This is a genomic window from Psychrobacter sp. CX5, from assembly GCF_057621535.2.
On sequence record NZ_CM177735.1, the window covers coordinates 1,136,798 to 1,161,652 of the forward strand.

The window sequence follows — 24,855 nt, forward strand, 5'->3', positions numbered from 1 at the left end:
CCACCCATCACCGTAGGTAACCGTATGTCCAACACTGATTCAGCGTCCGCTCAAATGCCTGCTTATATGAGCGATCCGACCGATGAACAGTTGGCTGCTCTAAATATGGCGATGGACCATAAGTCTTTTAAAGTTGTGGCCTATGCGGGGGCTGGTAAAACCACTACCTTAAAGCTTATCGGTGAGCGTCTGCGCGGGCGTGGTCTATACTTAGCCTTTAACAAAGGCATCGCGACAGAAGCCAAACAAAAATTCCCCGGACATGTTGATTGTCGCACCTTTCACTCCCTCGCCTATCGCCACGTGCCTCGCGATATCACTGCCAAGCTGTCCCTGCCTAGATTTTCGCCAAAGCGCTTGGGTGATGATCTGGGATTACGTACTGTACAAGTGCGCCGCCAAATGGACGGTAAAACCAACTATGTCAACCTAACACCTGCCCGCCAAGCACGTTTTGTCAGTGACGCCGTTAGCCACTTTTGTAGTACGCACGCCAGCTACCCTGCGCCGCGCCATTTGCAATTTCCCAGTTGGATAACGGATGCTGATGCCGAGCAACTGCGTGAAATGCTCTATCCGGCTGTAGAACAACGCTGGCTACAATCCATTGACCCGCGTCATCCTGCCGGCATCGGACATGACATCTATCTAAAGCTTTGGGCGTTATCAAAACCCTCTATTCCTGCTGACTTTATATTATTTGATGAAGCGCAGGATGCAGATCCCTTGATGATGGGTATTCTCACTCAGCAGCCTAGACAGGTTATTTATGTGGGAGATGCGCATCAACAAATATATGAATGGCGAGGGGCGGTCAATGCCATGAAGAAACTGCCACTACCGCAAACCTTATTAACCCAGTCTTTTCGCTTCGGTGATGATATTGCCGATGTGGCCAACTTATTACTCAAGGCGCTACAAGAAGAGGTGCCGTTAAAAGGCAATCCGAAAAAACAGTCAAGTACCGACAAAACGTTAGCCATGGGTAAAAGAGACGCCATATTATGCCGTACTAATGCAGCGGCAATGTCGCAGCTATTGGCAGGGTTAAAAAATGGGCATAAAGTCGCTTTGCAAGCTGATGCCGATAGAATGCTGAAGTTCTGTAAAGCGGCTGAAAGTTTAAAAGCGGGCAAATCTGCTTATGGCGTGCCTGAATTGGCTTATTTTTATCACTGGTCTGATGTACAGGACTATGCCGAAACCAATGAAGGCAGTGATCTTAAGACTTTGGTAAAGCTGGTGGACGATCACGGTACTGAGGTATTGTCAAAAGCGGTCAATAGCTTAACCGATGTGCGAGATGCAGACTACGTAATCTCTACGGCGCACAAAGCCAAAGGGCTTGAGTGGGGACGGGTACAGCTTGACGATGACTTTTATTATGATGTGACGATGCATGGGGTCAAGATCAGCCCTGAAGAATTACGTCTGCTCTATGTGGCATGTACCCGTGCGCAAGATAACTTAGATATTCATAATATTAAAGACTTAATATCCGGTCTTAAAACAGGTAAAAAAGTCATTTATGGATCTTAAGGTGTTTATCTAAAACAATCAAACCAAACTGCCAGTCAGTGTCATGATACTAATGGTTCAGATATACTTAATACTTTAAAAAAAGATTAAGAGGGTGAGTTCTTAATACCTTTAGGCATATTGATAAATTTAGAGTTTATTTTAACGACTTCGAAAGTTTCGCATACTAATAACTCTTGAGTCGTAAAGGGAATCTCGAACTCATTTGCTAGCTCATTAAAAAACTTTAAATGCCCCTCCCACCAATATTTAAATGTACCATCGCCTTCACCTTCGGATAATGCAAACTCAATAGGCACCTTATCCATAGGTTGCAGCATCACTTCATTGGTTTTAATAATAACCACTGGCCTGTCCTCACTGTTTAAAATAATTTGGTGCAACCCGACTTGTGGTAAGTGCTCTCCCTCAATTTCGTATAATCTGTACCAAGAACATGTCGCTGTCTTTTTACCATCTATGACTAATTGCAATAACTCATCTGGCTCACACCCAAACTGCCAAGCCGTTGCTTTAATATCATATTGACCAGTTTCTTGTTTATAGTCTTTCCAAAAGGTTATCGTTTCTTTATTCATCAACTCTTCTACTCTGGTTTTTATCTAATTATTTTAGGAAAAAATAAACTAAACGTTCTCTTATTAATTTATTAAACTTTTTACTTTATTAAAATAGTTGCTTAATTGTCTCTCATTCCAAGAGACTAATAAAAGAGACTAAAAAAATAAGCTGTTATACTACCTCATTTAAATCTGCATACGTGAGCTATATGTCGTTTACCACCCAGTTCTTCTCAAAGCCTGTGCGTCTGCTTGCCCCAATGGAGGGGCTTACTGATCCCTTAATGCGGCAAATACTGACCCAGATTGCCAGTGATTTGGGTCGTCCTTATGATTGGTCGGTCAGTGAGTTTATTCGGATCACCCAGCATGTCTTGCCCAACCATGTATTTTATCGCTATGTGCCGGAATTAAAAAATAACAGTCACACTAAAAGTGGCACCCCTATTCATGTTCAATTGCTTGGTAGTGAGCCTGAGCTGATGGCCGCCAATGCGTTGGCCGCTTGCGAGCTGGGTGCACTTGCCATCGACTTAAACTTTGGCTGTCCTGCCAAAACAGTGAATAATCACCGAGGCGGTAGTGTATTGCTTGATGAGCCTAGCTTAATGCGCGATATCATCTCGGCAGTGCGTGATGCCGTACCAAGCCACCTGCCTGTCTCGGCTAAGATCCGCTTGGGCTATACAGATACCAGTAACATAGATGACATCAGACAAGCAATCGCCGACAGTGGGGCAGACTGGCTCACCATACATGCCCGCACTAAGACACAAGGCTATAAACCCCCTGCTTATTGGGAGAAAATAGCGGGTTTTACTGAACTGCCTATTCCGGTGATTGCCAATGGAGAGATCTGGAATAATGAACAGGCGCTTCGCTGTATTGACCAATCGAATACTGCCCATTTAATGCTAGGCCGAGGTGCGGTGAGCCGGCCGGACTTAATCGCCCAAGTTGACCAACCTGAGATACAGCTTAGCTGGCGTGAGCTTATCCCGCATCAAATTATGTTTTTGAAGGGTGATGCCAAAAACGATAAGGTATTAGTCGGTCGCTATAAACAGTGGCTAGGCATGTTAAGCAAAGGCTATGAGGAAGCTTTGACGTTATTTACGAGCATTAAACGAGTGCGAGATAAGCAACAGATTATTGATTATCTTCAAGCGCAGGTATAATGAGGTCAGAGTCTTAAACTAACCCATGAAATTAAAAAAAGGTGTGTTTCATGCACACCTTTTTTAATAATATCCCACTCTCAACTTAATAACTGGAAATATTAATAACTGAATTATCAACAGTACTTTTAGTTCATCTATTGAAAGATACTGAAAAGGGTGGCAAGTCCCCCTTTTTCAAAGGGGGATTTTACCGAAAATCCATCCCCAACCCTTCCTTTGAAAAAGGAAGGGAGCTAACCCTTACAAAAGCTACAGCTTATACTTTAAGTTGAGATTGGCTTAATAATGGTATTTTAAATAAGGGTATCAGCCTCTAAAATGCCATCCGCAATGACAAATAAAACAGCATAAAGCAGCAGACAAGTGACAGTCCCCATATAATAGAGCGCAGCGTCGGTAAATTGCCAAGATATGCTACGCCATATAACACGCGCAGTAGCACGTACATCACTGCCAGATAGTTAATCACAACTTGCGGCACAAAAAACAACATCGCCACAATCACTGCCGCTAAGAATATCGGCAAGCTCTCGAAGCTGTTTTGCTGTGCAGCATTGGCGCGGGCTGCCCTACCCGTTAATTTTGACAATGCCTCACGGGGATGAGCATTGTCTGCCATACCCATTCCGCCCATCGCTTTGGCGAGCATAGCAAATACATAAGGCAGGAGACTGGCAACGATCATCATCCATATCGCTACATTGGCAGTATCCGGTATTAGGGCAAAAAACCAACTCATCTTGTTATCCTTTTGGGCCTTAATATAGACCTTTGATTGGGCCTTTGTATTGACCTTTGTATTGACCTTATATACTGACCTTTATCTGAGTCTGATAAATACATTTAACCGGCGACCACCTCAAAGCTATGCGTAATATGCACCCCGCCCGCTGCTAGCATTTTACTGGCTGAGCAGTATTTGTCGGCAGATAGCTCGACTGCTTTAGCCACTTGTTTTTCTTTTACATCCTTGCCTGTCACCACAAAGTGTAGATGGATATCAGTATATACCGCAGGTACGGTATCAGCACGCTTTGCCGATAGCTCACAGCGTACATCTTGAATATCTTGACGGCCTTTTTCTAAAATACCGACGACATCATAGCTCGCACAACCGCCTAAGCCTAATAACACTAACTCCATTGGGCTTGCACCCTCAGTTTTATTAGCGTCGATATGTACCACATTGCCCGAAGGCGCCGTCCCTACAAAATGTCTGTCTTGTTGCCAGACCACTTGGCCTTGTAGTGGCATTGATTTTGGATCTAACGTGGGCGCATCATTACTCATTGTATTAACCTGTTTTGTATCTGGTTATGTGTCTGGTATTTTGTTTTTTGATAGGGCTTTAGAAGCCAATCGTACCATGCTATTGGTGCGATGCAAATATGCTTCGCGTAATCATTACCTTCAGTTTAGCTTATTGGCTGTTTTTGTATCGTTCAAAACAAATTTCAGCATCACAATAAAAAGGCTGAATAGTCAGAACTATTCAGCCTTAATCGTATCACACGGTTAATGACTGATAAGAGAAAAATACCATGCTGCTAACTACCCATTTAAGTAAATACCTATTTAAGTTAACTACCTATTTAATGAGTTCAATAAATACACTAGTGATGTCATCATCATCGCCTGTTTTGAGTGAGACTCCCGCACTTCCTAGCACTGAACCAAATTGACTAGATAATCCTAGGCTTATCCCAAAACTGTCATCGTCGAAATCCGCTTTAGGTGTTTTATATGAAATGTTGGATAAGGTGTTTACCCGTGCAGTCACTTCTTTATGATTGTCATCTAACTGCTTTTGGTAATACAAGTCCCCAAAGATATTTAAGGTGTTGCTCAAACGGCTACTGCCCTTAACACCCAGGGTACCATAAACGGTATTATACTTTTGGTCATCAAATTGCATAGCAAGCGGATCACTTGATCCACTTTCCCTAATGGCATCAAGATTCACGCGATTGGCTGTCGCACCTAGATAAGGGGTTAAACTAATGTCTGAAAACCGAGACAGTTTATTCAATGACATTGGATAGCCTGCTTGTAACGAGGCATAGTAGCGACTGCCATCGACATCAGACTTATAGTTTTGAGTATAGTTATCTAAGCGCACCTGACGGTTGACTTCCATATCAATCGTGCTATATCCGAGCGCACCATTTAGCTGAACATTACCTAAATTACGACTGTGATAAAGACCAATACCTAGCTCATCAAAATCAACCTTATCAAGACCATTGCGTACCTTGCTGTCTAACTCTGATTGACTCAGATTGGCATAAATTCCGCTCATAGAATTTGGTACGCTGCTGTGAGCAATGTCCAGTCCAAACAATAACTGAGCATTGCCACTGCTTTCAAAACCAGCCACATCCAGCGCATTCACATTGGCTGACACCCAGCCTTCGGGGCTGGCACTTTGGGCCGCGTAGTTGTTCGCTTGACGCTGATTGATATGCGTTTGCAAACGTTCATTGGTTGCTAATCCAGCCTGTGTGGCAATATGCGGTAATACACTCACCTGAGTTGGCGCTGTAACGACAGCACTGGCATAATCGGCAATCATACGATGTGCGCGACCTGTGGGGTGAATATTATCTGCAAAAAAATAGCTATTATTGGCGTTATCTTCCACCAAGTCGTCAGGTCCACATTCAAGAGAGCTAACGTCACCACAGGCTTTTTTCGTCACATTCGTAAATCCATAGGCGGATGGGTTATCGGCTACTTTTTGTAATAAACTAAAAGTATCTAATGGTATAACGTTGGCCCCTGTACCTGTAACCTCAGTATATAAGACATCGTTATATTGGTTAGACAACCCTGTACCGAATGCTTGAGCCTGACTACCAGCTGATGCTAAATAAGGTGTTAGCCCAACATCTGGAATGTTTGGTACTAAAATATAATTGGCGCCATTGTCATGAAGTTTTTGGATAGTTGCCACCTCATCAGCAACCGCAGTAGTGATAATACTATTGGCATTTGGCAAATCATTCACTACTGCCAATAAGTCGTTGGCGCCAATCCAGACTGAGTACAGTCCTTTTGGGTCGACATTGTTATTGGTTAGAAAGGTGTCTAGCTGAGTTTTTGCAGAAGCGACTGGTAACCCCTCCCTTTCGACATCAAGGCCTGCTCTTGCACCACCAATGGCGTAGTTATTACCTGATCCATCACCGCCAAGTGTCTGTGCCGTCGACGTCAAGCCCAAATGATTTGCAAATGAGGTCGCCCAAGTATTATCTGGATTGGTCGTGAATTGACCTGAGTTCTCTGTGTCTAATAAAGGCTTAAAATAGCCGCCATCGGTTAGACTGTCCCCAAAAAAGGTCACACTACTATAAGTGTCATTTTCTTGGGAAGCGGCTTGGGCTTGACTGGCAACCGCACTAATGGACATCAGCAAGCTTATCGCTAGCATAGATTTGGATAAGGTATTGAGCCTGGGTAGGTTTAATGTATGCATCATTTTGACTTCCTTGTTTGACGTTATTATGTTATTTACCATTGTTATATGTTGGTAGTGAACGATTGTACATCTTACGCTATAAGCAAACAATCACTTTGCGATTGTATTGTGCAATAAGGTAATTTGAGGTGGGTTTAAGAGTATTTGGTATGGTGATTGTGATTAGGATTGGGATTAGGATTTGGATTGGTATTAACTGTAGAGACACTATCAAACACGAGACACGTTAAGCTATCGCATTATAAAAACATTTAATACGATACATAGGGGTAAGGATGCGATGTCACCGCTAGCCCCGATTGAAGCGGATATCCTGTCCTGCTAGGTGAGCTGCTGTGGCTTACTGTGCGGTAGCTACGCGAAGCAAGAGATACCCAGCACAGCTTAGCCACTGCCTCTCCTAGGGGGACAGATAGTAGCGAAAAAGCGGGATTAGCTTCTAAAAATAAGAAGCTATCAATAAGCGATGCTATAAAGTTGTCTAATCTCGTCAAACGCTGTGCTGTGAAACATTTTATATCAAAATATTATTACCATTTAACATGATTTACTGGTTTAATAGTGTTAACGATTCTCAATCTGTCATTTTTTATAACCTGTTGAAGATTAAAACGAAAATAGGTAGCTTAGGTCATAAAAGATAGGGCCATAAAAGCTAAGGTTATAAAAATCTAGAGTTATAAAAAGCGACAGGTTGATTACTTTTTTTCACATATTTTATTTAAGGTTTTCGTCATGATTGATGCAGACGGCTTTCGAGCCAATGTCGGTATCATCTTGGCAAATACACAAGGACAAGTACTATGGGCAAAACGAGTTGGTCATGATTCTTGGCAGTTTCCACAAGGTGGTATCGATGCGGGTGAAACTCCTGTCGATGCTATGTACCGAGAGCTGTGGGAGGAGGTAGGCTTATATCCTCGACACGTTCAGCTTTTAGCAGTTACGGATAACTGGCTAAGATATCGTCTGCCCAAACGTTATATACGTCATGGGCAATATCCCCTGTGTATCGGGCAAAAACAGAAGTGGTTTTTGCTCCAGCTAGATGAGCCGAATACAGAACATATCCGCTTTGATACAGCGAAACCAGAGTTTGACCATTGGGAATGGGTGAGCTATTGGTATCCATTGGGTCAGGTGGTTCATTTTAAGCGAGGAGTATATCGCCGTGCTTTACAGCAACTGGCACGCGAGCTACCCTTGAAAAAAGAGTTGATTATCCCTGAGCAGACCAATCATCTGATTCAAGTTTAATCTCTTTTTTATTACACTCTAAGTTATTTATGATATTTGTTTTATTAAAAAGGCCTGCATTAGATGCAGGCCTTTTTTGTTGCTTATATTCGTTAAAAAGGGGTAAGCATTACGGCTTGATAGCCACCTTCAACACACCATCACGCTGATGCATAAATAACTCATACGCCTCAACGATATCATCAAGCTTGTAGGTGTGAGTGACCATTTCAGACAAATCAATGCGACCTGATTCAATAACATTCATCAGACGGCGCATACGCTCTTTACCCCCCGGGCACAGTGCAGTGCGAATGGTATGGTCGCCAAGACCTGCGGCAAAATGTGCCATAGGAATGGTCAAGTCTTCTGAATAGACCCCTAAGCTTGAAAATGTGCCACCCGGCTTGAGAATCTTTAGCCCCTGCTCAAAGGTCGATTGCAAACCTAGAGCTTCGATACTGCTGTCAACACCGCGCCCGCCTGTTAGCTTCATCACTTCATCGACAACATCGACTTCTTTGAAGTTTAAGGTGACATCTGCACCCATCTTTTTGGCCATTGCCAAGCGATCGTTATTACCATCGATCGCAATAATGGTTGATGCGCCTTTTAGCTTAGCGCCTGCTGTGGCACATAAGCCAATTGGCCCTTGGGCAAAAATAGCGACGATATCACCAATTTGGATATCGGCATTTTCAGCGCCTTTAAAGCCTGTCGACATTATGTCAGGGCACATGAGCACTTGCTCATCGGTTAAGCCATCAGGGACTGGGGCTAAGTTTGCTTGTGCATCTGGCACTAAGACGTATTCTGCTTGTGTACCGTCGATGATATTACCAAAGCGCCAACCACCTGTGGCCTTATAGCCATGACATGGACAGGTGCCATCAGGTTGTATATAACCACCGTCTTGGGAAGGGAAACCGTCTTGTGATGCGTATGAGGTGAAGCTTGGACAAATCGCACCAGCAATAACGCGTTGCCCCTCTTCATAGCCCATGACAGAACTACCTAGCTTCTCAATAATACCAACAGGCTCGTGACCGATGGTGAGACCTTGCGCCACAGGATATTCACCCTTAAAGATATGAATGTCGGTACCGCAAATGGTAGTAGTGGTAATTTTAATCAGCGCATCATTAGGGCCGATGTCTGGTATTTTCTTTTCAGAGAGTTCAATTTTACCTGGTTCTACAAATATTAGCGTTTTCATCATGCTCATGTTATATCTTCCTTGTGTGTTGGCTTTTATCAACAAAGCAGCTGTTTCTGGTGTCAGATAAACAGTCTCTTCCCTTTACTGTTGTTCCTATAATTAGTATATATAGTCAGCGAACTACTAAAGGGTTACAGCGTTAACCTCGTTAAGCCTACTTAAGTAGTACTTGCACTCGGTTGCCTTGTAACCATTTTAGACTTCTTTGACTATACCCTTTATATATGACAAGAAAGTTTAAAGCCACATTATTTTTATGGATTTTGGTAACTTAACTGTCTCTATTTATAGCCACTTATCCCTGATAAGGATACTCACGACTCTCTAACGTTAATACTGGCTTGGGGACTGCAGTCTTTAAGGTTGGACTAGATGGCTCTAAATGAGTTGATGACTCTAAATGAGTTGTTTGAGCGGCCGCTAGAGGTGATTCAACACTCATCGTCAATATACTTTGGGTTCGGGTGCCATAGTTAGGCATTTCTGGTGTGTCAATGCAGATAGAGGACAGCGCTTGCTCAAGCGCCTTAGGTAGTCCCGTATTCGGAAGCTGATCGCTGGGGGCTTGTAGGGTATCTGACAATACCTGCCATGCAGCCGATTGCCAATAGTGTTTGTCTGCATTTTGAAACTCAATACTTTCACTAATCAAAGGCAGCACTTCTTGGCGTACTCGTCCGCGCAAACGCTCAGACTTAAACCACGCATCGTCTGGTTGACCGTTTGAGATAATATGAAGACCACTGTGTAACGGCGTCGGTGGATAGCCCCGGTTATTGACGATCACTGCTTGCTGGGTATCACCAACAATTAGATTAAATCCTGCGTAGGCTTGTAGATCAAGCTGACGGGCAAACGCTAGTGGCGATAAGTCGCTGATTAAAAAACTGGTAACCAGCTCGCCTCTAGAGCGCTGGTCTTCGCTTGCTTGTACGCCATCTCGAAAATTTAACACCGCCGCCCATCGCCCGTTTTGTGTCACTACCTCTCCTTTTGTGCTTTGTTGGTGCACGCCAAGCCAAGTTCCGCCACTTTTATTATCACGACCGGCATAGATTGGTTCATCTGTCCACTGATGGGCTGGTGTGGTGGGTCGTGCCAAAAACTCATCGCGGTTAGACAATAGCACTAATGGCATCTCATCGAATAATTGCCAAGCAATAGCCGCTATACACATTAGATTTCCTTTGTTTAATGAAAAATATAAATAAAAAGTCGGTCTTTGGTTTTAAATGTAGAATCAAATTGTTCTATTTATGCTCATTTTTATTCCATAAAAAACAGAGCCTTATCGTGTAGATAAAATAAATAGTCGATTTTGGGTCAAAAATTAGGCAGTTATAGTCAAAAAGAACAAAAATGGTGCAAATTTAATCCTCTAAAGTTGGCACAAATATTGAAACATTAATAACAGTTAGTAACCTTCTATTACCTCAGCTTACATAGCTGTTATTTTACTCTTGGAGAAATTCATGTCTTTATTAGCCACTGTACCTGCCCTAGTGCCTCGCACTTCTAAAACTGGTGTGTCATCACGTTTATCTGTATTAGCCGTCGCGATAGTCGGAAGCTTAAGCCTAATTGGCTGCCAAAAACCTGCAGAAACCACTGCGGAGACTACCCCTACTGAAACAGAAACCAGCACCGAGACAACCCCTACCCCTGCTTCAGATGGCGACACTATCAAAGTGGGTATCTTGCACTCCTTATCTGGCACAATGGCCATCTCTGAGACCTCACTAAAAGACACCGCGCTTATGACCATTGATGAAATCAATGCTAATGGTGGTGTGTTAGGCAAAAAACTTGAACCTGTCGTGGTTGATCCTGCTTCAGACTGGCCGTTATTTGCAGAAAAAGCGCGTCAGCTGCTAACTCAAGATAAAGTAGATGTCATCTTTGGGGGTTGGACCTCTGTCTCTCGTAAATCTGTACTACCGGTTGTCGAAGAGCTGAACGGCTTGATGTTCTACCCTGTACAGTACGAAGGTCAAGAGCAGTCAGAAAACATCTTCTATACCGGCGCAGCGCCTAACCAGCAGGCCATCCCTGCTGTTGAGTACTTAATGAGCCCTGAGGGTGGTAGTGCTGAGCGTTTCGTACTTTTGGGTACCGATTATGTGTATCCTCGTACCACCAATCAGATTTTACGCGCCTTCCTGAAGTCTAAAGGTGTGGCAGATGAAGACATCATGGAAGAGTATACCCCATTTGGCTTTAGCAACTATCAGACTATCGTCGGTAACATAAAGAACTTCTCTACGGGTAAAAAGACAGCGGTCATCTCTACCATTAATGGTGATTCAAACGTACCATTTTACCGTGAGCTTGCCAACCAAGGTATCAAAGCATCTGATATCCCAGTTATGGCATTCTCAGTAGGGGAAGAAGAACTACGCGGTATCGATACCAGCTTATTACAAGGGCATTTGGCAGCGTGGAACTACTTTATGTCGGTTAAAAACCCAGTTAATAGTGACTTTACCAAAAAATATAAAAAGTACGCCTTGGATCATAAACTACCGAATGCTGACAAAGTAGTGACTAATGATCCTATGGAAGCCACTTATGTGGGCATCAATATGTGGAAACAAGCGGTTGAAAAAGCAGGCACAACTGATGTGGATAAAGTACGTATCAGTATGGGTGGTCAAACGTTCGATGCCCCTTCTGGATACACCTTGAAAATGGATGAAGAAAACCATCACTTATGGAAGCCTGTCATGATCGGTCAAATCCGTGCCGATGGTCAGTTCGATGTGATTAGTAAAACGCCAGAGGTAATCCGTGCGGAACCTTGGAGTCAGTACATTCCTAAGTAACTCATAAGTAACTCATATTAGTTAACTCAAATTGGTCACCCTTATACATGACGCTAAATTGATATGAGTGGTAACTGGTAAAAGACTGAGGTCAATAAAGGACAATAAAAGAGGAAGTTTACTTCCTCTTTTCACCGCCACCTTATATTTCAGCTTTTAATTTTAACGCTTCGTTGTAGCGTTTCATATAAATGTTTCATAGTAACGTCTTATGTCCATACAAGCTATTTACAACTGACTATTTTATTACTTGGCTATTTTCCATAAACCCTTGCTGTATACGTCATCTCTTTACGATTAGACACTCCTCTATTAAAGAAGATTAGACATCAAGGGTTTGTCGAACATCATACTATTCTCATTAAGGAGCCGCATATGCCGCGCCATAACTCACGCTCAATAGCAGAGCCCTCGTATAAGAGGCAGCCGTTGCTGATAACACGGTTTTTCCGCTTTTTAGCGTGGCTGCCCTTGTTTTTTGTCACTTACCTTACCTTGCTGGTGCCTGCGCACGCTGAGCAGACATCTGCAGTGGCGGCAACGGATACGGTCACTGCTACCTCTCAAATCGTAAATACTGATGGTGACACCTTGCAGGATCAAAATGAGCACTCTCTAACCACGCCAGCAGCCTTGGATAACCCGACTGCGAGCTCAGGTGATGCCATTGAGCAGTTTGTCGCCGCTGATTTCGCTCAACGTCAAGCGATGTTAAATAACTGGCCTGGAACAGCTGAAAGCTTAGATACGTTGGTTGAGCTGATTAGTAAAGATGAGCTGTATCAAGGCAATGGCGGTCAGACTTATCTTCTCAATAGTGACGATCAATTATTCACTTATCCTGATAAACAAGAAACTGCTGACTGGCCCAGCGATTTATCACAAATTACGCTGACCAATGCCCTACGCTCTGCCCTTATTTTTGGTCAAGCTAAGGTCAAGCTTGCATCTGACGATACCGCTCAGCGTTTACAGGCAGTAGAAATTTTATCTGACAATATAGATCAAGTAGATCCTGCGACGATTACAGCCGCCGCTGCTAAAGAAGATAATGGCAAGGTGCAAGAGGCGCTTGCCGACTTGCAAGCTCGTATTAATTTTAGAGATGGCGATCTTGCCACTAAAGTTGCTGCCGTTAATGAGCTGGCTGATAGCGACAATCCGCAAGTCCTAGTTGATATTCAATCCGCTCTCACTGCTGACAATTTAGATCCTGCGTTAAAAAGCGCCTTAGTGGCAGCTGAGAGCAGTGTTGCCAATCGCATTAAAGTCAGCACTTGGACGGGTCATTTATTTACTGGTATGAGTACCGCCAGTATCTTGCTTTTAGCCGCTCTTGGTCTTGCCATCACCTTTGGCTTACTAGGTGTCATCAATATGGCGCATGGTGAGCTGATTATGATCGGCGCTTACGCCACTTATGTGGTGCAAAACCTATTTCAAGCGTATTTACCGGGTATGGCAGGCTGGTATCTGGTTGCCGCCATCCCTGTTGCCTTTTTAGTCAGTGCCATTATTGGAATGATTATCGAACGTGTTGTCATTCGTCCTCTGTATGGTCGTGAGCTTGAAACTTTACTGGCGACCTTCGGTGTCAGTCTCATTCTGATGCAATTAGTGCGTATGATCTTTGGCGCACAAAACGTTGAAGTGAGTAACGTTGACTGGTTAAGCGGTGCTTATCAGGTGTCCGCAAGCTTATCACTGCCTTATAACCGTATCGCTATTATCGGTTTTACCGTGATTGTATTGGCGCTACTGGTGTATTTGCTGAACAAAACCCGCTTTGGTTTGTTTGTGCGCGCAGTGACTCAAAACCGCCAAATGGCGCGTGCCGTAGGCATTCCTTCTGCTCGCATCGACATGCTCGCTTTTGGACTTGGTTCAGGGCTAGCAGGACTCGCTGGTTGCGCATTGGCACAAGTGGGTAACGTCGGTCCTGACTTAGGTCAGACTTATATTATTGATGCCTTCTTAGTCGTTGTCGTTGGTGGTGTCGGACAAGTATGGGGCGCTGTATTGGCAGCTCTAGGTCTTGGTGTCAGTGGTACGGTGCTTGAAATTGGCATTGGTGCTGTGATGGCTAAGATTGTGTTACTGGTTCTTGTGATTCTGTTTATTCAGAAACGTCCACAAGGTTTATTCGCCCTCAAAGGCCGCTTTGTGGATTAAGGAGAACCTCATGCGTATTACCCAACTATTATCTGATTCACCGCGAAACTCTATTCTTATTGGACTGTGTTTCCTAGTACTACTGATACTACCTTGGCTACATTTAATGCCAGAAACATCAGCGTTGCACCTATCTGCCTACTGGATTACCCTGATTGGTAAGATCATGGCGCTTGCTATGGTGGCACTGGCTTTAGACTTGGTTTGGGGTTATGCCGGTATCCTAAGCTTAGGTCATGGTCTTTATTTTGCCTTAGGCGGTTATGCCTTTGGGATGTATTTGACGCGAGAAACCGCTGGCGCGGGCTTGCCTGACTTTATGCGGTTTTTAAGTTGGACAGAAATGCCGTGGTATTGGGCTGGAACGCAAAACTTCTGGTGGGCGATGGCGCTTGTGGTGTTAGTCCCCGGTCTGATCGCTTTTATATTTGGTTTCTTTGCCTTTCGCTCAAAAATCAAAGGGGTTTATTTTTCCATTATTACCCAAGCCATGACCTATGCTGCCGCCTTGCTATTCTTCCGTAATGAAACGGGCTTTGGTGGTAACAACGGCTTTACTGGCTTCACCACGCTGTTAGGGTATGACATCACTGCGTCATCAACACGAGCCATGCTGTGCTTTACTACCGCTGTGGCGCTGCTGCTGTCCTATTTAGGACTACGCTATCTTATGAATCAGCCTTATGGCCGAGTGCTTGGCGCCATTCGGGATAGTGAAAATCGCTTGCAATATTTGGGCTATCGTACGCTTTGGTACAAGCTATCTGCTTGGGTATTGTCTGCGGTGATCGCCGGTATCGCTGGGGCCTTATATGTTCCCCAAGTCGGCATCATCAATCCAGGCGAGATGAATCCTGTTAACTCCATTGAGATGGCAGTATGGGTAGCTGCTGGTGGCCGTGGAACCTTGATCGGCGCCATTGTCGGTGCTGGCGCGGTCAATGCCATTAAAACCTACTTTACAGTTGCCTATCCTGAATTTTGGTTACTTATCTTAGGTGGGTTATTTGTTGTCGTTACCTTATTTATGCCGAATGGCATTATTGGCCTACTCGACCGCTTTAAGAAGGAAAAAGAATAATGCCAAAACAATCTATTGATTCAACGACGGATACGACTGTGGCACAGCCAACTAAAACAGAGCGTTTATTAAAAACACCTAAGAATGAGTCTTTAAATCAAGAATTAAATCAAGAAGGTGCTACAACTGCAACGACCTCTACGCATAGCGTAGACACTACTCCTGTAGCGGATAATGCGACAGTAGATACTCACCCATCAGCGACTCATAACAACCCAGTGACAACGTTGGCAGAAGACTACGGCGATAGCGATGGCTTAGCGCATCCTAAACCTAAGTCAGGGCCTGATATGAGCCATGGGATTGCGCTGTATTTAGAAGAAGTTAGCGTTTGGTTTGACTCGTTTCGAGCCCTTAACAACTTGTCTTTATATATTGAAGAAGGTGAGCTACGCTGCATCATCGGCCCTAATGGCGCGGGTAAAACCACCTTAATGGATGTCATTACAGGGAAAACGCGTCCGACTGAAGGAACGGCCTTCTTTGGTCAAATTCATGATTTATCAAAACTGTCTACTGAAGAGATCGCCGAAGCGGGCATTGGTCGTAAGTTCCAAAAACCAACCGTGTTTGAGAACTTTACCGTACTTGATAACTTGATGTTGGCTGCCCCAAAAGACAAACGGGTTTCAAAAAGCTGGTTTACCAAAGTTGATGCGGACACTCAAGATACGCTTGACGCTACGCTAAGCCAAATTCGCTTAAAAGATATGATTAATAAGCCTGCTGGGCTGTTATCTCATGGACAAAAGCAGTGGCTTGAGATTGGAATGTTGTTGATGCAGCAACCAAAGCTCATCTTGCTTGATGAGCCTGTCGCCGGCATGACGGATGCCGAAACCGAACACACGGCTGAACTGTGCTTGCGTCTTAAAAAGGATCATACCTTAGTCGTTGTAGAACATGATATGACCTTTATCGATGCCATTAGTGAAAAAGTCACGGTATTGGCAAATGGGGCAATTTTAGCTGAAGGCACGTTAGCTGAAGTACAAAATGATGAGGCGGTGATTGAGACCTATCTAGGCCGATAATGGTTATAGTCAGCGAACTATAGTCGGTGAACTTATAAAGAGTCACGGCGTTAACCTCGTTAAGCCTACTCCAGTAGTACTTACACTCGGTTGCCTTGTAACCCTTTTAGACGTCTTTGACTATATTGCCGCTTAAAAACAGACCTATAGTGTCCTTTCTTCTAATGAGAGTCGTCCAGTAGAGTTAGGTAAGTCAAGTATTAGTAGCAGTATTAACATTGATAATGATATTGATATTAATAGCATTACTACAATAGTTGGATGAACACCGTTAATGCCGCAACTGGCTTGAATCTATGTCACTATACACAAGAATAAAGGGTTTAATATGTTACAAGTGAATGCCATAAATCAATATTATGGGGGTAGTCACATTCTTCGTGATGTCAACTTAACTGCTCCGATAGGCGAATGTAGTGTGGTGCTCGGCCGTAATGGTGTCGGAAAAACCACCTTGCTCAAGTGTTTGATGGGTATTTTGCCCATTAAGTCCGGCGAAATTTTATTAAATGATAAAGACATTAGTAAATTGACGCCAGAACAACGTGTACGTGCTGGCATGGCCTATGTGCCTCAAGGACGTGATATTTTTTCTACGTTAACGGTTGAGGAAAACATCCTTATCGGCATGGCAAAGTTTTCACAGCGCAAAGCGAGCAAGGTACCCAAACATTTGTACGATATCTTTCCGGTGCTCGATGAGATGAAACATCGCCGTGGCGGGGACTTATCGGGAGGACAGCAGCAGCAGCTTGCTATTGCTCGCGCACTGGCATCTGAGCCAACCGTTCTAATTTTGGATGAACCCACTGAAGGTATCCAGCCCTCTATTATTAAAGACATAGGTCGCGTGATTCAAGATCTCGGACGGCAAGGCAATATGGCGATTGTTTTGGTTGAGCAGTTCTATGAATTTGCAGAAGAGCTTGCCGATAATTACACGGTGCTCTCTCGTGGTCAAGTCGTCGCTCAAGGGCCTGGCGATGCGATGGCGGAAAATAACATTCAAGAGTTGGTCGCGATTTAAGCTTAAGTGGCCTGTTATTCATCGTTAGTGATACCTTTTCTAGACAATAACCTACCGAGGAAGGCCAGTTTAAACGTATAAATCAAACGCTATCAATAGCGGATTTAATAGGGCTAATAAAGATAGCGGTTTTATAGAAAAGGTATTATTAAGCACGCATAAACCATACATTTATAACTTATCTATCTTTTTAAATTAGCATACGGTAGACAGATAACTTAGAAATTTGTCCTAAGCCGTTTTATACGCTGATTACAATTTCTCCACCGAGCACATCAGTGCTCGGTTTTTTTATGCCTCATTTTTATGCCTTATTAATCCAGACAAAAACAACTATGGTTGAAATGTTCGTCAGAGCGTAATGCTTACATCGCTATTTTTTGCTATTATGGCTTTCACTAGCATCGCCTTAATACGATGATCTATCACAAATAAGCTTTTCATACTTATCACCCACAGTAGACTTCGCCCATGATGATTCATCCCCAATTTGATCCTGTTGCTCTATCGCTTGGCCCCGTTCAAGTGCACTGGTATGGTTTTATGTATTTGCTGGCATTTGCCGCCGCTTATGGACTGGCAACGTACCGCAGTAAAAAACGTGACGGCTGGACCCAAGATATGGTATCTGACTTGGTGTTTTTCGGCGCGCTTGGCGTGATATTGGGTGGGCGCATCGGCTACGTTCTGCTCTATCAGTTTGGGGAGTTTCTAGCCAACCCCACTTACTTATTTAGAGTGTGGGAAGGTGGCATGTCATTCCATGGTGGCCTTATTGGCGTCGCCTTGGCAATGACTTATTTTGCACGTAAATACAAAAAACCTATCTTTAACGTGTTAGATTTTATTGCGCCGTGTGTGCCAACAGGTTTGTTATTTGGACGTATTGGTAATTATATTAATGGTGAGCTATGGGGCCGTGTTTCAGAGGGCGGATACAACTGGTTAACTTTTTTCCCACAAGCCGCCCAATTTGACGCTGCGCTGATTACTACCAATCCGGCCATGCAGTCATTGATGAGACAAGTTGAAGGAAATTATTTATTGCCTCGTCACCCCTCTCAATTGTATGAGGCGTTCGCAGAAGGATTGTTGACCTTTATTATCGTCTGGTGGTTTTCTTCTAAACCGCGTCCGCGTATGGCTGTGACGGCCTTATTTATGCTTTGCTATGGCTTTAGCCGCTTTACCATTGAGTTTTTCCGCCAGCCTGATGAAGGCTACCAGTTAATCTTTGGCTGGATGAGTAAAGGTCAGCTCTATACGTTACCCATGATTATCATCGGCTTAGTACTAATGGTGTTAGCGTACCGCAATCAAGTGTTTGATTGGGGCAAGTACGCAGCAAAATAGCATATAGGCGACAATGTCACTTTTTAATTGGCAAACACTGTTATCCACTATTTTTAAACAACACTATTTTAATAACACTACTTGAGTAACAGCACCTAAACAACAGTACTTTAACAACATTATTTAAACGACATGATAGGGTCATCACTATGATCACCAGCAAAAACGAAGCCGCTTATCTCGACCTTATTCGCTATGTGCGTGACCATGGAACGCCCAAAGGCGATAGAACAGGCACAGGCACCCTAAGCCATTTCGGAGCGCAAATGCGTTTTGATCTTAGTGACGGCTTTCCGCTTTTGACCACCAAAAAAGTGCATATGAAGTCGATTACCTATGAGTTGTTTTGGTTTTTAAAGGGCGACACCAACGTTCAATATCTCCAAGACCACGGCGTGCGTATCTGGAATGAATGGTCAACGGCGGAACAGACGGCTCGATTTGGTCGCCCAGAGGGTGAGCTTGGACCAGTATACGGTCATCAATGGCGCAACTATGGTGCCAGCAAAAATGACGATGGCAACTATAATCTAGATGGTGTCGATCAAATCATGGAAGTAGTTGAACAGATTAGAAATAATCCCAACTCACGTCGGCTGATTGTTTCTGGATGGAATCCAGCAGAGGCGAATCTGGTCGCCCTACCACCTTGCCATACTTTATTCCAATTCTTTGTTGCTGATGGCAAACTATCTTGCCAACTGTATCAGCGTTCAGCAGATTTATTTTTGGGTGTGCCTTTTAATATTGCCAGCTACTCGCTACTAACGCATATGATTGCACAAGTTTGCGACTTAGAGGTCGGTGAATTTATTTGGTCAGGTGGCGACTGTCATTTGTACCAAAACCACCTCGAACAGGTTAATGAACAGCTGTCACGGACGCCTTATCAGCTACCAACATTGTGGTTGAATCCTGACATTAAAGATATTTTTGACTTTGAATTTGATGACATTCGCGTCGACAATTATCAATCACATCCGGCCATTAAAGCACCGGTCGCCGTATAGTATTTACTAGCAAAATCAAAAAAATTCCACTGAACAAACAATCAAATAAAAACCAATTAAAATCATTATCTTAAAGGACGCCCTTATGAGCTATGCCCATACTCAAATTGCCCAAATAGCCGCCATCAGTAGTAATCGTTGTATTGGTAAAGATGGTGAATTGCCATGGCACATCCCTAATGATTTAAAGCATTTTAAAGCGATGACCACTGCTGAAACCGATGCCTATGTAGATAGTGGCGTCAAGGGTATCGTCATTATGGGACGCAAGACCTTTGAGTCGATGGGGGCTAAACCCTTACCAAAACGGGTCAATTTTGTGATCACTACCCAGATGGATTATGCGGAGGAGCACAATCTGGAAGGAAAAGAAGACCTGCATGTCGTACACAATATAGATGATGCTTTGACTCATGCAGCCAACGTCGCTCATGGATTGAAGTTTGATACCATTTGGGTCATCGGTGGTGAAAAGATTTTCAAAAACACCATGATGTATACTGACCGCATTGAGCTGACCATTATTGATACTGAGATTGAAAATGGTTCCGCTTTCTACCCTATTCTGTCAGACGAGTTTGAAGTCACAGCAGAGTCTGATACTCATTCGGATGACAATAGTGGTTTGAGCTATAAGTTCGTGACGTATATGGCCAACAAAGGCTAAGGACTTCTTCTCACCATTTTCATATATCGTGATATACCTTTAAATTAGGGTCAACGTAACCGAGCTTAAGTATGACACCATTAGGTTAATAAAGTTGACACCGTCACTGGTTTGAAGGTGTGACACTATACCAGCTATGCTTTAAACGACCCTGAGCCCATTATGTGGATAAGCCTATTAAAGAAACTGCTCATTACCCTACTGGTTCTGTTTGGCCTATTAGCATTGTTGGGCGTCATCACCTATCAAGACCTACCCGATAATACGAATCGCCCTGTCTCGACGCACCTACCTGTTGATATAAGCACTCTTGATATAAGCACTATCGATAACAATACTATCGATAGTGATAGCCCGATTGCCAAACGGTTATTACCTGCTATGGCGGCCCATCCTGATCAAAGTGGCATCTACTTACTGGATAACAGTCACGAAGCCTTTTTATCACGGCTGGCACTGGCCTCAGCAGCTCAAAAGACCCTCGATGTGCAGTATTATATTTGGCACGATGATACGACTGGACATTTACTGATGCAAAGCCTGTACCAAGCGGCAGAACGTGGGGTACGGGTGCGGCTACTACTCGATGACAACAACACCGATGGTATGGATGAGCTACTCGCCAGCGTCAATGCCCATCCCAATATTGAAGTACGTCTGTTTAATCCCTTTATGCAGCGCAGCTTTCGCCCGCTTGGCTACTTAAGTGATTTTTTTCGCTTAAATAGACGGATGCATAATAAGACCTTTACCACCGATGGCCTAATGACCATCGGTGGGGGGCGTAATGTCGGTGATGAATACTTTGGCTTTGGCACCGGAGTGATGTTTGCCGATTTGGATCTACTGGCAGTCGGACCTGCTGCCCAAGATGTCGAGCAAGACTTTGATCGCTATTGGGCCAGTCAATCAGCTTATCCTGTTGAGCGTATCGTAGATATTCCGAACCCTAAAGCCTTTGACACGACGCCCGCTGATGATAAACAGACAAAAGCCTTCTTAAACGATTTACAACACTCCGCCTTTGTCAAACAACTCAAACAGGGCGATATACCTCTGATATGGACCAAAACCAAGCTGATTAGTGACTCCCCTGCTAAGGTATTAAAGACATCTAAGAATTCCAGCTCCTTATTGACTGACATCCTCCCCATGATGCAGCAAACTCAACAAGAGCTACTTATCATCTCCCCCTACTTTGTGCCCACCAAGCGAGGTAACTCACTATTTACCACCTTGGCTGAGGACGGTAAACGGGTCGCCGTACTTACCAATTCATTGGCGGCCACGGATGTGGTACCCGTGCACTCCGGCTATGCCAAATACCGCAAACCCCTTCTCGAATCTGGCGTTTCGATATTTGAACTCAAACCCATGGCGACCGTTATCATTCAAAAAGATCGTGGCGGCATGATCAAACGTGGCGGTGCAAGCTTACATGCCAAGACCTTTATTGTTGATAACAAGACCTTATTTCTCGGCTCATTTAATATAGACCCCCGCTCAGCTCGTTTAAATACCGAAATGGGATTTGTGTTTGATAGCCCTGAGTTGGCCAGCTATTTGGCGGATAATATGAAAAAGAATCAGATGCATTACAGCTATGCGGTCAGCCTAACCTCGCAAGGAAAGCTGCACTGGGAAACGAAAGAAGATAACCAGCTTGTTACTTTTGACGATGAGCCCCACAGCTCACTCTGGTCGCGTATTGGGGTCTGGATATGTTCGTTGCTACCGATTGAGTGGTTGTTGTAGTGTGCGTAACAACCGTAGCCCATCCCGCCATCCGCTCATATCTTGGCTTGCCTATGAGGAGGGATTAAGTAAAGCACTGCTTTACCCCGACGCAAGAGAAAATCTATGATTTTCTAAAGGCACTAAGGCTAGCGTCATTCCTGCGCCACGAGACTGCCTCTAACCAAGCGCCTGCAACCCTGTGCTTTACCAAGGATACCCGCTACTGTCGGGGCTAAAAACCGTCTTACGACCACATTCAAAGCAAAACCAAACACCAATCTATACACCTTGCACGATATGTATGTGTAGGGTGTCGCCACGCGCACCATTAACCGCATACTATTATCAATGATATCTTATTAAACTATTTAGTGGGTTACGCTTCGCTAACGCCTACGGATTGTGCGTGAATCTAAATATTGGTTGATATTGAGGGTGGATGGGCAACGTTGTTATTGCATAAACGTTTACCACGATAAATACCGGCAAATACGCGATATAACCGCTAGCCCTGATGGTAGCGATATCCTGATAGTCTTGGCGGGGTGCGTGGACTTCGGTGAGAAGGGGTATCGAGACAACAGGAACCCATCTCGCCTTAGTCCACGCCTCGCCTAGGCTAGCAGATACAAGCGGACAGCAGGAATAGCTACACAATCTTATAAAGACTAAGACGTATGCAAATAAATACTATGCGCTCGCCATAAACTTTAATGTTAGGTCAGCCCTAAATATCATAGGTCAATTCGAAATATTTAATAAAAACGGCACTATAAAAAACCCTCTTTTAAATCACTAAAAGAGGGTTTTGCTCATACTTTATATACGGTTAAAAGGTCTTAAATCGCTTTTGTGCGCTCAGTTAACCAAGCCAAAGCTTCCCCTTCTACACGGTCTTTTAGCTCATTATAAACGTACTGATGATAGGCATTTAACCAGTCGATTTCCTCTTGGTTCAATAGGGCTTTATCGACCAAACGGGTATCAATCGGGCACAGCGTTACGGTTTCGAAGTGCAAATAGTGACCGAATTCTGACTCTTGCGGGGTCGGTACAGGCTGATTGACAACCAAGTTTTCGATACGGATCCCCCATTTGCCTTCACGATATAAGCCGGGCTCATTACTGGTAATCATGCCCACTTTCATCGCACGCTCAGGCGGTGTGCTGGCACTATAAGCAATGACTTGCGGGCCTTCGTGGACGTTTAGGAAGTAGCCGACGCCATGACCGGTACCATGCCCGAAGTCCATTTGCGCTTGCCATAATGGCGCACGGCAAATGGCATCAATTAACGGAGAAGCAATCCCGTCTGGGAAACAGGCTTTTGCCAAGGCAATGTGGGCTTTTAGAACGATACTAAAGTCACGTTTTTGAGCCTCGCTAACCGTGCCGATACCGACCACACGGGTGATATCAGTGGTACCGTTTTGATACTGGGCACCTGAATCAATCAGCAATAAACCGTCACCATCAAGGTAGCTAAACTTGTCTTCGGTGGCACGATAATGAGGCAATGCGCCGTTTTCATTGTAGCCAGCGATGGTGGGGAAGCTCGGTGAGACATAGTGTGGCTGTTTGCTGCGTACATCTATCAGCATACTGTCGACATCTAGCTCGCTGAGACGCTCGCCTTGGTCTAATCGACTTTCAAACTCACTGAAAAACTCACACAATGCTGCCCCATCTTGACGCATGGCATCACGGATGTGCTCGATATCCGCATCTGATTTGACAGATTTTAACAAGGTGCTAGGTGCGATGCTTTCAATCATACCGATATCATCGCCAAGCTCTTTTAGAGTGCCGACAGCGACTTTATTGGGATCCAGCAGGAGTAAATTATCAGGGGTTAACTCGCTTAGCGCCGACTGAATATGATCGTATTCTGCAACGTCAATACCCGCCTCTGCTAATAATTTAGCGACATCATCCTCTATCTTGCGGTTATCGACATATAAGGTGGCGGTGTCTTGGGTGATCATCATGTGCGCTAAAAATACGGGGTTATAATCCACATCACTGCCGCGCAAGTTGGTCAGCCAAGCGATGTCATCTAAGCTTGAGAGTAGATGATGACTGACCCCAAGCTGCTGCATCTGAGCACGCACATCTGCCAGCTTATCTTGAGCCGACTGCGAGACAAACTGGGCATCATGAGCAAATAGCTTGGCGCTAGGTAACGCTGGGCGCTCTTGCCATAGCTCCTCTAAGAAGTCTTGCTCGGTAATCAGGCGAATACCGTCCTCTTCGTCTGGTGCATCTGTAACACTCTTGTCAGTACGCTCTTCAACATTGTCTTCATTGGCAGCGTCTTCAAACGCGTCCAATAAGCGGTCTTGTTCTGCAAGTGATAGCACATTGCCATCGATTGCCACGCTATCACCAGCACTCAAGTTTGCTGCTAGCCAATCAATATGGTTTGGCGCACCTTTTTGTAGCTTTTGCAAACTGATGCCAGTGCCTTCTAGCTGGTCTGCGGCTTGCACCCAGTAGCGACTGTCGGTCCAAAGACCAGCGAAATCTTGGGTAACAACCAATGTACCGACTGATCCTGTGAATCCTGTCAGCCACTGACGACCCTGCCAATACTCTGGTAGATATTCGGACAAATGCGGGTCTGCGGTCGGAATAATAATTGCGCTGAGTTCGTTGTTTTTTAGGATTTGACGCAGTTTAGTAATACGGTCTTGGAAAATTTGTTTACTCATTCATTACCTCAGTATATTTTTATTGTCT

20 protein-coding genes are annotated in these 24,855 nt (G+C 44.3%); 12 read left to right on the forward strand and 8 right to left on the reverse strand.

The features are described from left to right. Positions 1-24 precede the first annotated feature (24 nt). Positions 25-1,539: a UvrD-helicase domain-containing protein gene (locus AC21OG_RS04395; RefSeq protein ID WP_487376060.1), complete on the forward strand. Its 1,515-nt coding sequence runs from the start codon at positions 25-27 to the stop codon at positions 1,537-1,539. An 86-nt stretch (positions 1,540-1,625) separates the two neighbouring features. Here AC21OG_RS04395 and AC21OG_RS04400 read toward each other — a convergent pair whose 3' ends face one another. After that, positions 1,626-2,117, reverse strand: coding sequence for an ASCH domain-containing protein (locus AC21OG_RS04400; protein ID WP_487376062.1), 492 nt, complete (start codon positions 2,115-2,117; stop codon positions 1,626-1,628). A 191-nt stretch (positions 2,118-2,308) separates the two neighbouring features. Between AC21OG_RS04400 and AC21OG_RS04405 the strand changes: the two genes are divergently transcribed. Beyond that, positions 2,309-3,277, forward strand: a complete 969-nt coding sequence (locus AC21OG_RS04405) for a tRNA dihydrouridine synthase (protein ID WP_487376064.1) — start codon at positions 2,309-2,311, stop codon at positions 3,275-3,277. 316 nt (positions 3,278-3,593) lie between these two features. Here the strand turns inward: AC21OG_RS04405 and AC21OG_RS04410 are convergent, their stop codons facing one another. The 4 genes from AC21OG_RS04410 to AC21OG_RS04425 all read right to left on the reverse strand — a co-directional run bounded on the left by AC21OG_RS04410 (position 3,594) and on the right by AC21OG_RS04425 (position 7,252). Beyond that, entirely contained in the window at positions 3,594-4,019 is a 426-nt protein-coding gene (locus AC21OG_RS04410) for an MAPEG family protein (RefSeq protein WP_487376065.1), read from the reverse strand. Positions 4,020-4,123: 104 nt separating this feature from the next. Further along, the gene (locus AC21OG_RS04415; RefSeq protein WP_487376438.1) at positions 4,124-4,534 is read right to left on the reverse strand and encodes an OsmC family protein; all 411 of its coding nucleotides are present in this window, start codon (positions 4,532-4,534) and stop codon (positions 4,124-4,126) included. Positions 4,535-4,868: 334 nt separating this feature from the next. After that, complete coding sequence (locus AC21OG_RS04420) at positions 4,869-6,758, reverse strand: autotransporter domain-containing protein (RefSeq protein WP_487376066.1); 1,890 nt, start codon at positions 6,756-6,758, stop codon at positions 4,869-4,871. A 251-nt stretch (positions 6,759-7,009) separates the two neighbouring features. Next, positions 7,010-7,252: a hypothetical protein gene (locus AC21OG_RS04425; RefSeq protein WP_487376068.1), complete on the reverse strand. Its 243-nt coding sequence runs from the start codon at positions 7,250-7,252 to the stop codon at positions 7,010-7,012. 241 nt (positions 7,253-7,493) lie between these two features. Here AC21OG_RS04425 and AC21OG_RS04430 point away from each other — a divergent pair, with 241 nt between their 5' ends. Next, positions 7,494-8,015 (forward strand): RNA pyrophosphohydrolase, encoded by a 522-nt coding sequence (locus AC21OG_RS04430; RefSeq protein ID WP_486545238.1) that lies wholly within the window; start codon positions 7,494-7,496, stop codon positions 8,013-8,015. A gap of 109 nt (positions 8,016-8,124) precedes the next feature. Here AC21OG_RS04430 and AC21OG_RS04435 read toward each other — a convergent pair whose 3' ends face one another. Both AC21OG_RS04435 and AC21OG_RS04440 read right to left on the reverse strand, forming a co-directional pair. After that, a complete protein-coding gene (locus AC21OG_RS04435) occupies positions 8,125-9,219 on the reverse strand; it encodes an NAD(P)-dependent alcohol dehydrogenase (protein ID WP_487376069.1) in 1,095 nt (364 codons plus the stop codon). Positions 9,220-9,508: 289 nt separating this feature from the next. Then, on the reverse strand, positions 9,509-10,390 hold the full coding sequence (locus AC21OG_RS04440; RefSeq protein ID WP_487376071.1) for an NRDE family protein: 882 nt from the start codon (positions 10,388-10,390) through the stop codon (positions 9,509-9,511). 295 nt (positions 10,391-10,685) lie between these two features. On the opposite strand from AC21OG_RS04440, the gene urtA reads away from it, so the two are divergent. The 9 genes from urtA to AC21OG_RS04485 all read left to right on the forward strand — a co-directional run bounded on the left by urtA (position 10,686) and on the right by AC21OG_RS04485 (position 22,134). Continuing rightward, the gene (gene urtA, locus AC21OG_RS04445; RefSeq protein WP_487376073.1) at positions 10,686-12,035 is read left to right on the forward strand and encodes an urea ABC transporter substrate-binding protein; all 1,350 of its coding nucleotides are present in this window, start codon (positions 10,686-10,688) and stop codon (positions 12,033-12,035) included. A 375-nt stretch (positions 12,036-12,410) separates the two neighbouring features. Further along, positions 12,411-14,207 carry an urea ABC transporter permease subunit UrtB gene (gene urtB, locus AC21OG_RS04450; RefSeq protein WP_487376074.1) on the forward strand — a complete coding sequence of 599 codons (1,797 nt, stop codon included), beginning with the start codon at positions 12,411-12,413 and terminating at the stop codon, positions 14,205-14,207. Between the two features lie 10 nt (positions 14,208-14,217). After that, positions 14,218-15,288 carry an urea ABC transporter permease subunit UrtC gene (urtC, locus tag AC21OG_RS04455; protein WP_486545244.1) on the forward strand — a complete coding sequence of 357 codons (1,071 nt, stop codon included), beginning with the start codon at positions 14,218-14,220 and terminating at the stop codon, positions 15,286-15,288. Beyond that, complete coding sequence (urtD, locus tag AC21OG_RS04460; protein ID WP_487376076.1) at positions 15,288-16,322, forward strand: urea ABC transporter ATP-binding protein UrtD; 1,035 nt, start codon at positions 15,288-15,290, stop codon at positions 16,320-16,322. The genes urtC and urtD overlap by 1 nt, the downstream gene beginning before the upstream one ends. 328 nt (positions 16,323-16,650) lie before the next feature. Then, positions 16,651-17,349: an urea ABC transporter ATP-binding subunit UrtE gene (urtE, locus tag AC21OG_RS04465; protein WP_486545247.1), complete on the forward strand. Its 699-nt coding sequence runs from the start codon at positions 16,651-16,653 to the stop codon at positions 17,347-17,349. A gap of 471 nt (positions 17,350-17,820) precedes the next feature. Continuing rightward, positions 17,821-18,702, forward strand: a complete 882-nt coding sequence (lgt, locus tag AC21OG_RS04470; RefSeq protein WP_487376078.1) for a prolipoprotein diacylglyceryl transferase — start codon at positions 17,821-17,823, stop codon at positions 18,700-18,702. 149 nt (positions 18,703-18,851) lie between these two features. Continuing rightward, the gene (locus AC21OG_RS04475) at positions 18,852-19,712 is read left to right on the forward strand and encodes a thymidylate synthase (protein ID WP_486545249.1); all 861 of its coding nucleotides are present in this window, start codon (positions 18,852-18,854) and stop codon (positions 19,710-19,712) included. 85 nt (positions 19,713-19,797) lie between these two features. Then, entirely contained in the window at positions 19,798-20,379 is a 582-nt protein-coding gene (locus AC21OG_RS04480) for a dihydrofolate reductase (protein ID WP_486545251.1), read from the forward strand. Between the two features lie 162 nt (positions 20,380-20,541). Further along, on the forward strand, positions 20,542-22,134 hold the full coding sequence (locus tag AC21OG_RS04485) for a phospholipase D family protein (RefSeq protein WP_487376079.1): 1,593 nt from the start codon (positions 20,542-20,544) through the stop codon (positions 22,132-22,134). Positions 22,135-22,955: 821 nt separating this feature from the next. Here AC21OG_RS04485 and AC21OG_RS04490 read toward each other — a convergent pair. Further along, positions 22,956-24,827, reverse strand: coding sequence for an aminopeptidase P family protein (locus AC21OG_RS04490; protein ID WP_487376080.1), 1,872 nt, complete (start codon positions 24,825-24,827; stop codon positions 22,956-22,958). Positions 24,828-24,855 lie beyond the last annotated feature (28 nt).

Excerpts from the sequence above, each read along its gene's own strand:
- AC21OG_RS04475 (WP_486545249.1), top strand. The coding sequence starts at position 18,852 with ATGATCACCAGCAAAAACGAAGCCGCTTATCTCGACCTTATTCGCTAT.
- AC21OG_RS04415 (WP_487376438.1), bottom strand. The coding sequence starts at position 4,534 with ATGCCACTACAAGGCCAAGTGGTCTGGCAACAAGACAGACATTTTGTA.
- AC21OG_RS04410 (WP_487376065.1), bottom strand. The coding sequence starts at position 4,019 with ATGAGTTGGTTTTTTGCCCTAATACCGGATACTGCCAATGTAGCGATA.
- AC21OG_RS04400 (WP_487376062.1), bottom strand. The coding sequence starts at position 2,117 with ATGAATAAAGAAACGATAACCTTTTGGAAAGACTATAAACAAGAAACT.
- urtB (WP_487376074.1), top strand. The coding sequence starts at position 12,411 with ATGCCGCGCCATAACTCACGCTCAATAGCAGAGCCCTCGTATAAGAGG.
- AC21OG_RS04485 (WP_487376079.1), top strand. The coding sequence starts at position 20,542 with ATGTGGATAAGCCTATTAAAGAAACTGCTCATTACCCTACTGGTTCTG.
- AC21OG_RS04480 (WP_486545251.1), top strand. The coding sequence starts at position 19,798 with ATGAGCTATGCCCATACTCAAATTGCCCAAATAGCCGCCATCAGTAGT.
- AC21OG_RS04430 (WP_486545238.1), top strand. The coding sequence starts at position 7,494 with ATGATTGATGCAGACGGCTTTCGAGCCAATGTCGGTATCATCTTGGCA.
- AC21OG_RS04405 (WP_487376064.1), top strand. The coding sequence starts at position 2,309 with ATGTCGTTTACCACCCAGTTCTTCTCAAAGCCTGTGCGTCTGCTTGCC.
- AC21OG_RS04435 (WP_487376069.1), bottom strand. The coding sequence starts at position 9,219 with ATGAGCATGATGAAAACGCTAATATTTGTAGAACCAGGTAAAATTGAA.
- urtC (WP_486545244.1), top strand. The coding sequence starts at position 14,218 with ATGCGTATTACCCAACTATTATCTGATTCACCGCGAAACTCTATTCTT.
- AC21OG_RS04395 (WP_487376060.1), top strand. The coding sequence starts at position 25 with ATGTCCAACACTGATTCAGCGTCCGCTCAAATGCCTGCTTATATGAGC.
- urtD (WP_487376076.1), top strand. The coding sequence starts at position 15,288 with ATGCCAAAACAATCTATTGATTCAACGACGGATACGACTGTGGCACAG.
- AC21OG_RS04490 (WP_487376080.1), bottom strand. The coding sequence starts at position 24,827 with ATGAGTAAACAAATTTTCCAAGACCGTATTACTAAACTGCGTCAAATC.
- urtA (WP_487376073.1), top strand. The coding sequence starts at position 10,686 with ATGTCTTTATTAGCCACTGTACCTGCCCTAGTGCCTCGCACTTCTAAA.
- AC21OG_RS04420 (WP_487376066.1), bottom strand. The coding sequence starts at position 6,758 with ATGATGCATACATTAAACCTACCCAGGCTCAATACCTTATCCAAATCT.
- AC21OG_RS04440 (WP_487376071.1), bottom strand. The coding sequence starts at position 10,390 with ATGTGTATAGCGGCTATTGCTTGGCAATTATTCGATGAGATGCCATTA.
- lgt (WP_487376078.1), top strand. The coding sequence starts at position 17,821 with ATGATGATTCATCCCCAATTTGATCCTGTTGCTCTATCGCTTGGCCCC.
- urtE (WP_486545247.1), top strand. The coding sequence starts at position 16,651 with ATGTTACAAGTGAATGCCATAAATCAATATTATGGGGGTAGTCACATT.